This is a genomic window from Corynebacterium hiratae, assembly GCF_009708045.1.
Lineage (GTDB): Bacteria > Actinomycetota > Actinomycetes > Mycobacteriales > Mycobacteriaceae > Corynebacterium > Corynebacterium hiratae.
Genome location: NZ_VIOG01000006.1, coordinates 44,914 through 57,160 on the forward strand (window position 1 = coordinate 44,914; position 12,247 = coordinate 57,160).

Genomic DNA, 12,247 nt, shown 5'->3' on the forward strand with positions numbered 1-12,247 from the left:
GAGAAACACCCATGATCGATTTACACCACGACGCCGAAGCCGGAGTCATCGAGCTCGTACTCAACAACCCGAAGGCCCTCAATTCCCTCGCGGAAGAAGACCTCGCCGAGCTCTCCCGCGCGCTCGATGAGGCCGCGCAGCTTAGCCCTCGCGCGCTCGTCCTGCGCGGCGAAGGCAAGGGCTTTTGCGCCGGCCGCAACATCAAGGGACTCAACCCGCGCGAAGACGACGCCACCGCCTACCTCGCGGGCGTGGTTACCCCGGTGCTCAAGAAGATCGATAGCTTCCCCGCGCCCACCTTCGCCGCCGTGCACGGGCCCTGCCTCGGCGTGGGTCTCGGCCTCGCCTTGGCCTGTGACGTCGTATACGTCGCCGAAGACGCCAAGTTCGGCTCCCCGTTTGCCAACCTGGGCGCCACCCTGGATTCGGGCGGGCACTCCCTCTTCGTCGAACGTCTAGGAACGCACCGCGCAATGGACCTCATCATCACCGGCGATCTCATCTCCGGCGCAGAGGCAGTGCGCGCGGGGCTCTTCTCCCGCGCGGTACCGGCAGAGAAGCTGCTGGAGTTCACCAGGGGCGTCGCCAAGCGCGCAGCCCACGGCGCCACCCAAGCTTTCCTCACCAGCCGCACCCTGGTCCAGGACATCCGCGATAACGGCACTGGGCTGTGGGCCAGCGTCGATGCCGAAAACGTCGCCCAAGGAAAGCTCTGCGATACCGAGGACTACTACGAGGGCTTCGCTGCTTTCAACGAGAAGCGCCCGCCGGTCTTCCACGGACGTTAGACCACCAGCGCAGCACGCAGTTCACACAGCGCAGTACACACGAATTAGTTAAGGAAAAACATGACCGCTTACCTCGTTTCCGGATTCCGCACCCCCGTGGGCCGCTACGGCGGCGCACTGTCCTCGGTTCGCCCAGATGACCTCATGGCCACCGCCATCAAGAAGACGGTGGAGGAGGCCGGGCTTGACCCTTCCGCGGTAGATGAAGTCATCATCGGCAACGCCAACGGCGCCGGCGAGGAGAACCGCAACGTTGCCCGCATGTCCTGGCTGCTCGCCGGGTACCCGGACACCGTTCCGGGCATTACGGTCAACCGCCTGTGCGCATCAGGCATGTCCTCGATTGCCCTGGCCACCGCCCTCGTGGAATCCGGCCAGGCGGATATCGTCGTCGCCGGCGGCGTCGAATCCATGTCCCGCGCTCCCTGGGTCATGGAGAAGCCGAACAAGCCTTTTGCCAAGCCAGGCCAGGTTTTCGATACCTCCATTGGCTGGCGCTTTGCCAACCCGAAGTTCGCGGAGCAGGAGAAAATGACCTACTCCATGCCGGAGACAGCCGAAGAAGTGGCCAACGTCTTTGGCATTAGCCGCGAGGAGGCCGATGCCTTCGCCGTGCGTTCCCAGGAGCGCGCGCTCGTTGCTATCGAAGCCGGCAAATTCGCCCGGGAGATCGTGCCCATCGAGGTCACCGACCGCAAGGGCAACGTCACCGTCGTCGACACCGACGAAGGCCCCCGCCCGGGCACCACGATGGAGATCTTGGCCAAGCTGCGCCCGGTGACCTCACTGGGTGACGTCACCACGGCGGGTAACGCCTCCTCGCTGAACGACGGCGCCTCCTGCGTCATTGTCGCCTCCGACGAGGCGCTCAAGAAGCACAACCTGACCGCCCGCGCCCGCGTGGTGGCCAACTCCGCGCGCGGTGTGCGCCCGGAAATCATGGGCACCGGCCCCATCCCGGCTACCCGCGACGTGCTCGAGCGCGCCGGCTGGGAGCTAGACAGCGTGGATGCCGTCGAGCTCAACGAGGCCTTCGCCTCACAGTCCATCGCCTGCATCCGTGAGCTGGGCTTGGACGAGGACAAGGTCAACGCCTGGGGTGGCGCCATCGCGTTGGGCCACCCGCTGGGGTCCTCCGGTTCCCGCATTACCTTGACCCTGCTGAACCGTCTGGAAACAGACGGGCTGAGCCGCGGCATCGCCACGATGTGCGTGGGCGTGGGCCAGGGCACCGCGATTGCGATTGAGAGGGTGTAAATGACTACAGCCATTGAGATTTCAACGCGCGGCGAGAAGGACGAAATTGTCGTCGCCAAGCTCAACCGCCCCGCCGTCCGCAACGCCATCGATGAGCAGATGGTGGCGGAGTTCCACGAGCTCTGCGCGCAGCTCGAGTCCGATCCTCGCATCCTCATCATCACCGGCTGCACGGTGGATACCCCGAAGGGCCCGCGCGAGATCTTCGCTTCCGGGGCAGACATCGCGCAGCTTCGTGAGCGCCGCCGCGAGGATGCCCTCCGTGGCATCAACTCCGGCATCTTCCATCGCATCGCCTCACTGCCGGCCCCCGTCATCGCGGCGGTGGATGGCTACGCCCTCGGCGGCGGTCTGGAGCTAGCGCTGGCCGCTGACTTCCGCGTGTCCACCCCCTTTGCCAAGTTTGGACAGCCCGAAGCCGGCCTGGGTATTGCCGCCGCTGCGGGTGCTACTTGGCGCCTCAAGGAGTGCGTCGGCGCGCCCCTGGCGAAAGAAATCCTGCTGGCCGGGCGCATCCTCAACGGGGAGGAGGCACTAGCCAACCACCTGGTCAGCGAGCTGCATGAGCCGGATACGCTTGTCGACGGCGCCCTGGAACTAGCCGGGCGCATTGCCCAGCAGGACCCGCTCGCCGTGCGCTTGACCAAGCAGCTCATCGCCATGCCAGATGCAGCGCACCCGGCGGTGGATAACATCGCCCAGGCCGTGCTCTTTGAGTCCCCCGCCAAATTTGAGCGGATGCAGGCCTTCCTGGACCGCAAGAAATAAACCTTCCACTCACAAGGAGATTCAACTCATGTCCTCAGTACTGCAGGTTCCTGCCAAGGTCGGCGTGCTCGGCGGCGGCCGCATGGGCGCAGGCATCGCTCACGCCTTCCTGGCCGCCGGCGCGTCCGTGACCGTGGTGGATATCAACGATGACGCCGTGGCCGCCGCCCGCGAGCGCGTGCACAAGGCCATCCGCGGCTCCCTCGACCGCGGCGCGGAAGGCACCTTCGAATCCTGGGATGAGCGTCTCAACTTGTCCACCGCCGCCTCCGCCTTTGCCGGCTTCGACCTCGTGGTTGAGGCAGTTCCGGAATCGATGGATCTCAAGGTGGCCGCTTTCCGGGATATCGCCGATGCAGCCCCGCAAGCCGTTGTCGCCACCAATACCTCCTCGCTGTCGGTATCGCAGCTGGCAGAGAGCATCCCCAACGACGTCATCGGCCTGCACTTCTTCAATCCGGTCCCGGCCTCGAAACTGGTGGAGGTTGTAGTCGCCGAATCCACCCCGGACTCACTCGTGGACACGGCCAAAGGCTGGGTCGAGGGCCTAGGCAAGACCGCGGTGGTGGTCAAGGACGCCCCCGGCTTCGCCTCCTCCCGCTTGGGCGTGGCCATCGCCCTTGAGGCCATCCGCATGGTCGAGGAAGGCGTGGCCTCCCCGCGCGATATCGACAACGCCATGGTGCTGGGCTACAAGTTCCCCATCGGCCCGCTGGAGCTGACCGATATCGTGGGCCTAGACGTGCGCCTCGGCATCGCCGAATACCTCGAATCCCAGCTGGGCGAGCGCTTTAGCCCGCCGCAGCTCATGCGTGACATGGTCGCCCGCGGGGAGCTGGGCCGCAAGTCCGGCAAGGGCTTCTACAACTACTCCGAGTAGCCACTCCCTCCCACACCCGGCTCGGGCACCACGAAGCGGTACCCCAAGCCGGGCTCGGTGAGGAGGAAGGCGGGATTGGCTGGGTCATCCTCTAGCTTGCGACGCAACTGGGAGGTGTAAATACGCAGGTAGTGACCCTGCCCCTCGAAGCCTGGGCCCCAGATTTCAGAAAGCAGATCCTCTTTGCGTACCAAGCCGCCGTGGGCGCGAAGCAGCGTGGTGAGCACGCCCCACTCGGTGGGGGTCAGATGCAGCGGCTCACCGCCTTTAGTGATGGAATGGCGCGGAACGTCGATCACAACGTCCCCGGCGTGTACCACAGCGGTCTCAGTGCGCCTCACTGGACTCTGTGGGCTACCATGCCGTAGCGCCACGCGCACGCGGGCCAGAAGCTCCTCCATAGAGAAGGGCTTGGTGACGTAGTCGTCCGCGCCGCGGTCGAGAGCTGCGGCGCTGAACAGCGGATCAGAGCGTGCCGTCAAGATGATCACCGGTACTGCAGACCATCCGCGGATTCCTTCCAACACGACGGTTCCGTCCATATCCGGTAACCCCATGTCCAAGATGACTACGTCTGGCTGCTGCTGTGACACCACCTGCAGTCCCTCAGCACCTGTACGTGCTGGGTGAACCTCGTAGCCCCGAGCCTTGAAATTAATGCTCAGTGTGTTGAGCAGACGCGGGTCATCGTCCACGATGGCGATGCTAGTTTTCTTCGTCGTCATTTTTGTTCTCCTCCCGCGACGGGAAACCGCAAAATAAAGGTTGCGCCCGGGGCGGCAGCTACCTCGATGCTACCGCCCATGGCCTCCACAAAGCCTTGAACAACAGAAAGGCCAAGGCCCACTCCGTTGTCGTTGCTGGTATCACCCAAACGCTGAAACGCCTGGAACAGTTCCTTCTGTTTCTCCGGCGGGATACCCGGTCCTTCATCGCCGACAATCAGTTCCACCTGTTCGGCGATGGCCTGAGCACTCATCGTCACCTGGCCAGTCGGCGCATAACGCAGGGCGTTATCAAAGAGATTGGCCAAGACACGCTCCATGAGGGCTGCATCCGCGCAGCACGTAACGCCACGCACACTAGGGTCCAGATGGATGCGCCCGATTTGCTCCGGGGAATGCCCAAAGGCGCAGGAAGCGATGGCACGATGAGCCACCTCTGCCACCTCGACGACGTCGTGGCGAGCGGTGATGGCTCCAGCGGTGAGCCGGGAGTAATCCAACAAATTGGTGACCAACCCGGTGAGTTCCTCGATGCTCGCCGCAGTTTCTGCCAAAAGCATATCTTGGTCCTCGGGAGTGAATTCAATGTCGGCATTACGCAATGACGACACCGCCAACTTGGCCGTTGCCAACGGAGTACGCAAATCGTGGCTCACACTCGACAGCAGCGCTCGTCGCAGCTCGTCTGCAGCGGCTATCGCATCAGCGCGCGCGGCCTCAGCAGAAAGCTTTTCCCGGCGAACAATACCCGCCAGATAGCCCGCGACCACGGTGACAAGGCCGCGATCCCGGGCAGACAGAGTCGGGCCCGCAAGACGAAGCTGAACCGTCCCATCTTCGCTCGCCACAACGGTGTTTACTGTCTGTTCATGGCGCACTTTCTCGGGAATATGAAGGTGCTTCGAGGTGCGCTCGGGGCTAACTGCGCGCCAGGTGGCAAGGACGTCACCGTTGTCATCCAGCAGCTCCGCTCGACGACAAGTGAATGCCTCCCCCACCTTGCGCATCACGGCATCTTTCGGGGAAGAATCTGCACGGCGATTCAGCGCGGCACGGGAAAACACCGTAAGCAGCTCAGCATCGCGGGCAGCCACAGCTGCATTCGCCCGCTCAATCTTGGCGCGGCGCACAAGAATGCCAACTGCCAGAGCGATAGCCACCATGACCACGGCGATGACAGCGTTAGCGGGATCGGCGATGTCGAAGGTATGGATTGGCTCGGTGAAAAACCAATTGACCGCCAAACCGGAAGCCACCGCCACCACCACGGCCGGCCACAGGCCACCCACCAAACTAATAAGCAGAATGAGTGCAAAGTAGAACGCAGAACAGGTACCTGTTCCCAAGTCCTGGCCGTCAGCCTGCACTAACAACGCAGTGAGTCCGGCGAAGGCCAACGCTGAACTAAGCCACGCGATTGCACGCTGCGGGAAGGGCCGGAAAGGATGCAGCATCCGCGTGAGCGGAAGCGGCTTTTCCGGGGGAAGATTGACAAGGTGGCAGTCAATCGAGCCGGATTCGCGCAGTACTGTCTCTGCTAACCTGCTGTGCCAGTGCACACCGAAACGCCGCCGCGGCGACACCCCGACAACAAGCTGGGTAGCGTTGACGCTTCGCGCAAAGTTGAGCAGAGCTTCCGGCACGGAGTCCCCAGTAACCTGGTGCAGCCGCGCACCCACATCGTGGGCCAAGGTCTGCAGCCGGGCAAGTTGTTGCGCCGATCCCGCCACCGAAGAGGAACGCGACGTGAAGGAATCACCAAAAACAACGTGGACCACATGCAGTTCCGCCGAAGATTTCGTCGCGATGCGCCGCCCGCGCCGGATCAGGGTCTCGGCATGGGCAACGTTTTGGATGGCCACAACCACCCGCTCACGTGCTTCCCACGTATCGGTGATTTTTTGATCCGAGCGATACGTAATGAGTGCTTCATCGACCTGATCTGCCAGCCAGAGCAGTGCCAACTCGCGCAACGCGGTGAGGTTTCCCACGCGGAAGTAGTTGTTGAGTGCAGGTTCGATGCGTGCCTCACGGTACACGTGGCCATCGCTAAGACGGGTGCGCAGAAGCTGTGGGGAGACGTCGACCAGCTCAATCTCATTCGCAGCCCGCACTACCTCATCCGGCACCGTTTCCTGGGGCGCGATGCCAGTGATCTGCTTAATAACGTCGTTGAGACTCTCCAGATGCTGGATATTGAGAGTCGAGATTACGTCGATTCCGGCGTCTAAAATCTCCTCGATATCTTCCCACCGCTTCTCGTGCTCTTCATCGCGAGGATTGGAGTGGGCAAACTCATCGACGAGGACGATGTCAGGCTTACGCTCTTTGACTGCGGCGGTATCCAGCTCCCCCGCCGACAGACCGTCAACGGTGCGTCGCGGAATAATCTCCAAACCTTCGCATAAGGCCTTCGTATATGCGCGACCGTGGTCTTCCACAATGCCGACGACAACATCACGACCCTGATTAATCAGCGTGTGCGCCTCACTAAGCATGGCGCAGGTTTTGCCCGCGCCAGGAGCGGCGCCCAACAAAATCTTCAAGGTGCCGCGTTTGGTGCGCGAGGACGGCGCAGTTGCTTCGGTCATCATTGCTTCATCTTATGGGGAATCTATGAGCACATCTTTATGCACAAGGCGTCGGCGTGGGCAACGACATATTGAGAGTTGTCACATTGACCGTTTCTTCGCCTAGAAACCCGAGGCTGGCATGCTCCGTGTTCTCGGCGATGAGCTTTTCAATCTCTTCCAGGCTGATGCCTTGCTCCCGGGCCACACGCGGGGCTTGCAGCTCGGCGTACTCGGGGCTGATGCCGGAATCCACGCCAGAGCCGGAGCCCGTGACGGCGTCGGCAGGCACACGGTCTTCGCTTACGCCTTCCCGCTGGGCAATAGCGGCGCGGCGTTCCTGGATGTTTTTCTCCAGCTCCGTGCTGCTCGTACCGTAGTTACTCATTCCCTCGGCGCGAGGGAAGAAGTAGGGGCCCTCGCTCACCCCGTCTTGGATTTGGGTAGAGCCCACGAGGCACTCTCCTTGGTAGATGAGATTGCCGTCGGCGGACTGCGGTGTGATGCGGGAAATGGCCCACACAGCCGCCGGATAGACCATGCCGAGTGCTACGACGCAGAGCAGCACGGCGACAAAACCGGCAATGAGGTTACGCAGATAAACACGCATTGTTCTTCCTTTTTCTTTGCAGGTTCTCTTTAGAGGCCTGGGAGGAGGGAGACGACCTGGTCAATGAGCCAGATGCCAATGAACGGGGTAATAACGCCGCCTAATCCCCAAATACCGAGGTTCCGGCGCAGAAGGGAGGACGCGGAGGCTGGCTTATACGACACGCCCTTGAGCGCCAAGGGGATGAGCGCGACGATGATGAGCGCGTTAAAGATCACCGCAGACACGATGGCGGACTCAGGCGAATGCAGGTGCATGATGTTGAGGCGTTCCAAGTGCGGCAACTGCGCGGAGAAGAGCGCCGGCAGGATGGCGAAGTACTTTGCCAAGTCGTTGGCCAAGGAGAAGGTGGTCAACGCACCACGGGTGATCAGCAGCTGCTTACCAATGCGAACGACGTCGATAAGCTTCGTCGGATCAGAGTCCAGGTCCACCATGTTGGCGGCTTCCTTCGCCGCGGAGGTACCAGTGTTCATGGCTACTCCCACATCCGCCTGCGCCAGGGCCGGGGCGTCGTTGGTGCCGTCACCGGTCATGGCCACCATGCGGCCTTGCGCCTGCTCTTCGCGGATGCGGGCGAGCTTATCTTCCGGGGTGGCCTCGGCGATGTAGTCATCGACACCGGCTTCCTTAGCAATGGCCGCGGCGGTCAGCGGGTTGTCGCCGGTGACCATGATGGTTTTGATACCCATCTGGCGCAGCTCGGCGAAACGCTCGGCCATGCCGGGCTTGACGACGTCACTCAGCTGCACCACCGCGATCACCTTGCGGCTGCCATCGGATTCTTCCACGGCAACTGGCAGCGGGGTACCGCCGTCTTGCGCAATCTGGGTTACTGAATCCTCGATCTCTTGCGGCCACGTGCCGCCTGCCTCAGTTACCCACTTTCGCACGGCGTCGCCCGCGCCCTTGCGCAGCTTTCTGTTAGCCAGGTCGAGACCAGACATCCTGGTAGAAGCGCTGAACGGGATGACTTCAGCCTTCCGAGCTTCCGCGTCGCCCTCACTAGACAGAGAGTAGTTTTCAGTCAGCCAAGCCACGATGGAGCGGCCCTCCGGGGTTTCATCCGCCAAAGAAGAAATGCGCGCAATCTCTGCAGCGTCGCACTCGTTCACACCCGAAGCCACGATCAGGCCCGTGGCCTGGCGGTTGCCGTACGTGATGGTGCCGGTCTTATCCATAAGAAGCGTGGCGACGTCACCGGCTGCTTCCACCGCACGGCCGGAAGTGGCCAAAACGTTGTGGCGAACGAGGCGGTTCATGCCGGCGATACCCACGGCGGATAGCAGTGCGGCGATGGTCGTCGGGATGAGGCATACCAGCAGCGCGACGAGGGACAGCGGGGACAACTCAGCGCCGGTGAACAAACCCATGGGAGCCAAAGCCGTCACGGCGATGAGGAAGAGGATAGTCAGCGTGGAAAGAAGGATGCTCAGCGCAATCTCATTCGGAGTCTTGCGGCGCTCGGCTCCTTCCACCAGAGCAATCATCGTGTCCACAAAAGTGGAACCCGGTTCAGAGGTGATCTTGACCTTGATGGAGTCAGAGAGCACCACGGTGCCGCCAGTCACGGCGCAGCGGTCACCGCCGGCCTCGCGGACGACGGGAGCCGATTCACCCGTGATAGCAGACTCGTCGACGGTAGCGGCGCCTTCGATGACGTCACCGTCACCCGGGATGGTCTCCCCGGCTTCCACTCGCACGATAAAGCCTCTCGTGAGCTCAGACGCAGGGACCACCTCAATGCCGGAGTCCGTTATGAGGTTGGCAGTGGCATCATCACGCACAGAGCGCAGGCTGTCGGCCTGGGCCTTTCCGCGGCCTTCGGCATAAGCCTCCGCAAAGGCCGCGAAGGCGATAGTGAACCACAGCCATATAGTCACGACCCATCCATAGAAGCTGGGGTTGATGATGGACCACACCGTAGTCAGTGCGGCGCCGACCCACACGACGAACATCACGGGGTTGCGTGCTTGGGCAAGCGGGGACATTTTGCTCGGCAGCGCCTTCAGCGCCGCAGCGGCAAGACCGCTGTTTTTGTCCGCAGTCTTTGTGCGAGGAGCCTTGACCTGCTCAGCGGTCATGGTAGGGGTTGTCATGATAGTGCCTCCGAAATGGGACCCAGGGTGAGGACGGGGAAGAAGGTGAGTGCTGCGACCAGCAGGATGACGCCGATGGTCAACAGGGAGAAGGTGATGCCGGACGTGGGCAAGCTGCCGGCAGTGGTGGCCTGGCGCTTCTGCCCTGCCAGGCTTCCGGCTAGGTATAGGGCGAAGACGATGGGCAAGAAGCGGCCCAACAGCATGGCCAAGCCCAACGTGATCTGCCACCAGGGCTCCGTCACCGTGAGACCTGCAAAAGCCGAGCCATTGTTGTTGGCCGCGGAGGTAAACGCGTAAAGCACCTCAGAGAGGCCGTGCGCATTGTCCGCTGTGCCCGGCGCGCCGAAGTTGGTTGCAGAAAGCTCAACCAGCTTGCGCTGCGCCACGGAGGCTCCGACGCCCACGAGGACTAGAACCGGCATGGTGAGGATGTAGAGGCTGACTGCCGAAATTTCCTTGCGTCCAATCTTGTTGCCCATAAACTCCGGTGTGCGGCCGACCAGGAGACCGCCGATGAACACTGCTAGGATGGCCACAATCAAGAGGCCATAGAGGCCAGTGCCCACACCGCCTGGAGCGATCTCACCCAGCAGCATGTTGAGGATGAGCAAGCCGCCGCCCAGCGGGGAATAGCTATCGTGCATGGAGTCCACCGCACCCGTCGAGGTACCCGTGGTGGACACGGCGAACAATGCCGAAGCGTCAATGCCAAGGCGCTGTTCGATACCTTCCATGTTGGCGCCTGCCAACTGGGAAGCACCGCCGACGAGGGTGTGCTGTGCCCAGGTCACTAGGACAACCATCACGGTCCACAGACCACCGGCAACGCCGAGCAGCGTCCACGCGTGCTTCTGCGATTTAAGCATCACGCCGTACGTGCGAATCATGCAGAAAGAGATGACAAGCAGGGAGAAGATCTCCACCAGGTTGGTAAAGCCCGTTGGATTCTCAAACGGGTGCGCCGAGTTAGCTCCGAAGATGCCACCACCGTTGGTGCCCAGCAGCTTAATAGCTTCTTGGCTGGCCACAGGAGCACGGGAGATATCCACGCCAGAGTCAGTGACCAGGTTGGATCCAAAGGTTTGCATGGTTCCGCCAAGGATGAGCACGGTGGAGATAATGAGTGACAGGGGAAGCAGGATGCGAACCAGACCACGGGTGAGGTCCACCCAGAAGTTACCTATGAGCTTCTGACCATCCTGCGTTGCCGCCACGTCGCGCTGGTAACCCAGGTGGCCGATGCCACGGATCAACGCAACAGCCACGCACATGCCCACAGCAGCCGAGGCAAAGTTTTGTACGGTCAGGCCCAGCATCTGCGAAGCATTGGTCAGGGTGTCTTCGCCGGAATAGGACTGCCAGTTGGTGTTGGAAGTAAAGGAGGCCGCAGTGTTGAAGGCCATCCACGGCTCCACTGCGTCTTCGCGGGCGTTGCCAAAGCTTGGCAGCACTGCTTGGAGCCGCTGCACTGCGTAAAGAACCAAGACGGAGGCCAGGCTGAAGCCCAGCAGCGCACGAGTGTAGTTCTTGGCGTTATGGCCCCGGTTGGGGTCAACCCGCAAAATTCTGTATATGAGGCGCTCGACAGCCCAGTCTTTTTCAGAGGTATAGGTACGAGCCATCCAGTTACCAAGCGGCACATAAGCCGCCGCTAGAAGGGCAAAGAGGGCGAGGTACTGCGGTGCTACCGCCACAATGCTGGCGATCATGCGAAACGCTCCGGGTCAATAAGAGAAATGATGAGATAGGCCACGAGCGCGACAACAATAATGAGCCCGATAACCGCTGTGATGGTGTTCATGATTTACGCGTCTCCGTCCATAAACTCGTTGATGGCGGAGGGAGCGCTAAATGTAAGGACCACGATCACGATGACCAGAATGTCCAACATGTGGGAGAGACCCCCTTGGGTGAAAGCAATACAAGGTGTGCCCGGTGCCCCAGAGCATCGAGCGCCGGTGCTGGTGAGCACCTGCCGAGCATTGACGTTAGGCCCGCTCCCCCCTAGACCTACGGGTTATTTGCGGCATCTTTACACCCCTTGACCCCGATTTTTACGCTTTATTTACGGACTCCCTTACTTCCCTTCCGCTTTAGGGGAAATCAACGCATTCGTGATACGCGCCGTGCACAGTCTCCTCCCCTCGTCATCTGTAATGACGATCTCGTGGGAGCACAGCGTCTTACCCAGCTTGATAGCGGTGGCCGTCGCCGTGACCTGACCCGAGCGCCCGGAGGCGTGGTGCGTCGCGTTGATGTCCACGCCGACAGCGACCTTGCCCAGCGTCGAGGCATGAATCACCGCCGCCCAGCTGCCGACAGCCTCAGCGATACAGGCCATCGCGCCGCCGTGAAGCAGCCCGAAGGATTGGGTGTTGCCCTCAACCGGCATGGTGGCCACCACCCGCTCGGCTGACTCTTCCAGGATTTCTACGCCCATCTTCTTATCCAGCTCACCCAACTGAATCTTCCATACCTCTGCGGCCATGCCGTGCTCCTTACTTAATCCTAGAAATGTGACGCAGACTATACTAGCCTGTATTTACT

At 61.6% G+C, this 12,247-nt stretch carries 11 protein-coding genes; 4 read left to right on the forward strand and 7 right to left on the reverse strand.

Features of this window, described 5'->3' with window-relative positions; genetic code table 11:
* Positions 1–11 precede the first annotated feature (11 nt).
* From FME68_RS06580 to FME68_RS06595, 4 genes are read left to right on the forward strand one after another with little or no spacing between them, the layout of a single operon-like run.
* Positions 12–788, forward strand: coding sequence for an enoyl-CoA hydratase/isomerase family protein (locus FME68_RS06580; protein ID WP_158396776.1), 777 nt, complete (start codon positions 12–14; stop codon positions 786–788).
* Between the two features lie 60 nt (positions 789–848).
* A complete protein-coding gene (locus FME68_RS06585) occupies positions 849–2,045 on the forward strand; it encodes a thiolase family protein (RefSeq protein WP_158396778.1) in 1,197 nt (398 codons plus the stop codon).
* On the forward strand, positions 2,046–2,813 hold the full coding sequence (locus FME68_RS06590; RefSeq protein ID WP_158396780.1) for an enoyl-CoA hydratase/isomerase family protein: 768 nt from the start codon (positions 2,046–2,048) through the stop codon (positions 2,811–2,813).
* 28 nt (positions 2,814–2,841) lie between these two features.
* Complete coding sequence (locus FME68_RS06595) at positions 2,842–3,693, forward strand: 3-hydroxyacyl-CoA dehydrogenase family protein (protein ID WP_158396782.1); 852 nt, start codon at positions 2,842–2,844, stop codon at positions 3,691–3,693.
* Here the strand turns inward: FME68_RS06595 and FME68_RS06600 are convergent.
* From FME68_RS06600 to FME68_RS06630, 7 genes are all read right to left on the reverse strand, one after another.
* Positions 3,681–4,418: a response regulator gene (locus FME68_RS06600; protein WP_158396784.1), complete on the reverse strand. Its 738-nt coding sequence runs from the start codon at positions 4,416–4,418 to the stop codon at positions 3,681–3,683. The genes FME68_RS06595 and FME68_RS06600 overlap by 13 nt on opposite strands.
* Entirely contained in the window at positions 4,415–7,012 is a 2,598-nt protein-coding gene (locus FME68_RS06605) for an ATP-binding protein (RefSeq protein ID WP_230308919.1), read from the reverse strand. The genes FME68_RS06600 and FME68_RS06605 overlap by 4 nt, the downstream gene beginning before the upstream one ends.
* Before the next feature lie 34 nt (positions 7,013–7,046).
* A complete protein-coding gene (locus FME68_RS06610; RefSeq protein ID WP_158396786.1) occupies positions 7,047–7,598 on the reverse strand; it encodes a potassium-transporting ATPase subunit C in 552 nt (183 codons plus the stop codon).
* Positions 7,599–7,627: 29 nt separating this feature from the next.
* Positions 7,628–9,697, reverse strand: coding sequence for a potassium-transporting ATPase subunit KdpB (gene kdpB, locus FME68_RS06615; RefSeq protein WP_158396789.1), 2,070 nt, complete (start codon positions 9,695–9,697; stop codon positions 7,628–7,630).
* The gene (gene kdpA, locus FME68_RS06620) at positions 9,694–11,406 is read right to left on the reverse strand and encodes a potassium-transporting ATPase subunit KdpA (protein WP_371326328.1); all 1,713 of its coding nucleotides are present in this window, start codon (positions 11,404–11,406) and stop codon (positions 9,694–9,696) included. The genes kdpB and kdpA overlap by 4 nt, the downstream gene beginning before the upstream one ends.
* Positions 11,406–11,501, reverse strand: a complete 96-nt coding sequence (gene kdpF / locus FME68_RS06625) for a K(+)-transporting ATPase subunit F (protein WP_039672809.1) — start codon at positions 11,499–11,501, stop codon at positions 11,406–11,408. The genes kdpA and kdpF overlap by 1 nt, the downstream gene beginning before the upstream one ends.
* Before the next feature lie 276 nt (positions 11,502–11,777).
* Complete coding sequence (locus tag FME68_RS06630; protein WP_070510093.1) at positions 11,778–12,188, reverse strand: PaaI family thioesterase; 411 nt, start codon at positions 12,186–12,188, stop codon at positions 11,778–11,780.
* Between the last annotated feature and the right edge of the window lie 59 nt (positions 12,189–12,247).

Coding starts and splice junctions, on each gene's coding strand:
- FME68_RS06580 (WP_158396776.1), top strand. CDS start 12: ATGATCGATTTACACCACGACGCCGAAGCCGGAGTCATCGAGCTCGTA.
- FME68_RS06585 (WP_158396778.1), top strand. CDS start 849: ATGACCGCTTACCTCGTTTCCGGATTCCGCACCCCCGTGGGCCGCTAC.
- FME68_RS06610 (WP_158396786.1), bottom strand. CDS start 7,598: ATGCGTGTTTATCTGCGTAACCTCATTGCCGGTTTTGTCGCCGTGCTG.
- FME68_RS06605 (WP_230308919.1), bottom strand. CDS start 7,012: ATGATGACCGAAGCAACTGCGCCGTCCTCGCGCACCAAACGCGGCACC.
- FME68_RS06630 (WP_070510093.1), bottom strand. CDS start 12,188: ATGGCCGCAGAGGTATGGAAGATTCAGTTGGGTGAGCTGGATAAGAAG.
- FME68_RS06595 (WP_158396782.1), top strand. CDS start 2,842: ATGTCCTCAGTACTGCAGGTTCCTGCCAAGGTCGGCGTGCTCGGCGGC.
- kdpF (WP_039672809.1), bottom strand. CDS start 11,501: ATGAACACCATCACAGCGGTTATCGGGCTCATTATTGTTGTCGCGCTC.
- FME68_RS06590 (WP_158396780.1), top strand. CDS start 2,046: ATGACTACAGCCATTGAGATTTCAACGCGCGGCGAGAAGGACGAAATT.
- FME68_RS06600 (WP_158396784.1), bottom strand. CDS start 4,418: ATGACGACGAAGAAAACTAGCATCGCCATCGTGGACGATGACCCGCGT.
- kdpB (WP_158396789.1), bottom strand. CDS start 9,697: ATGACAACCCCTACCATGACCGCTGAGCAGGTCAAGGCTCCTCGCACA.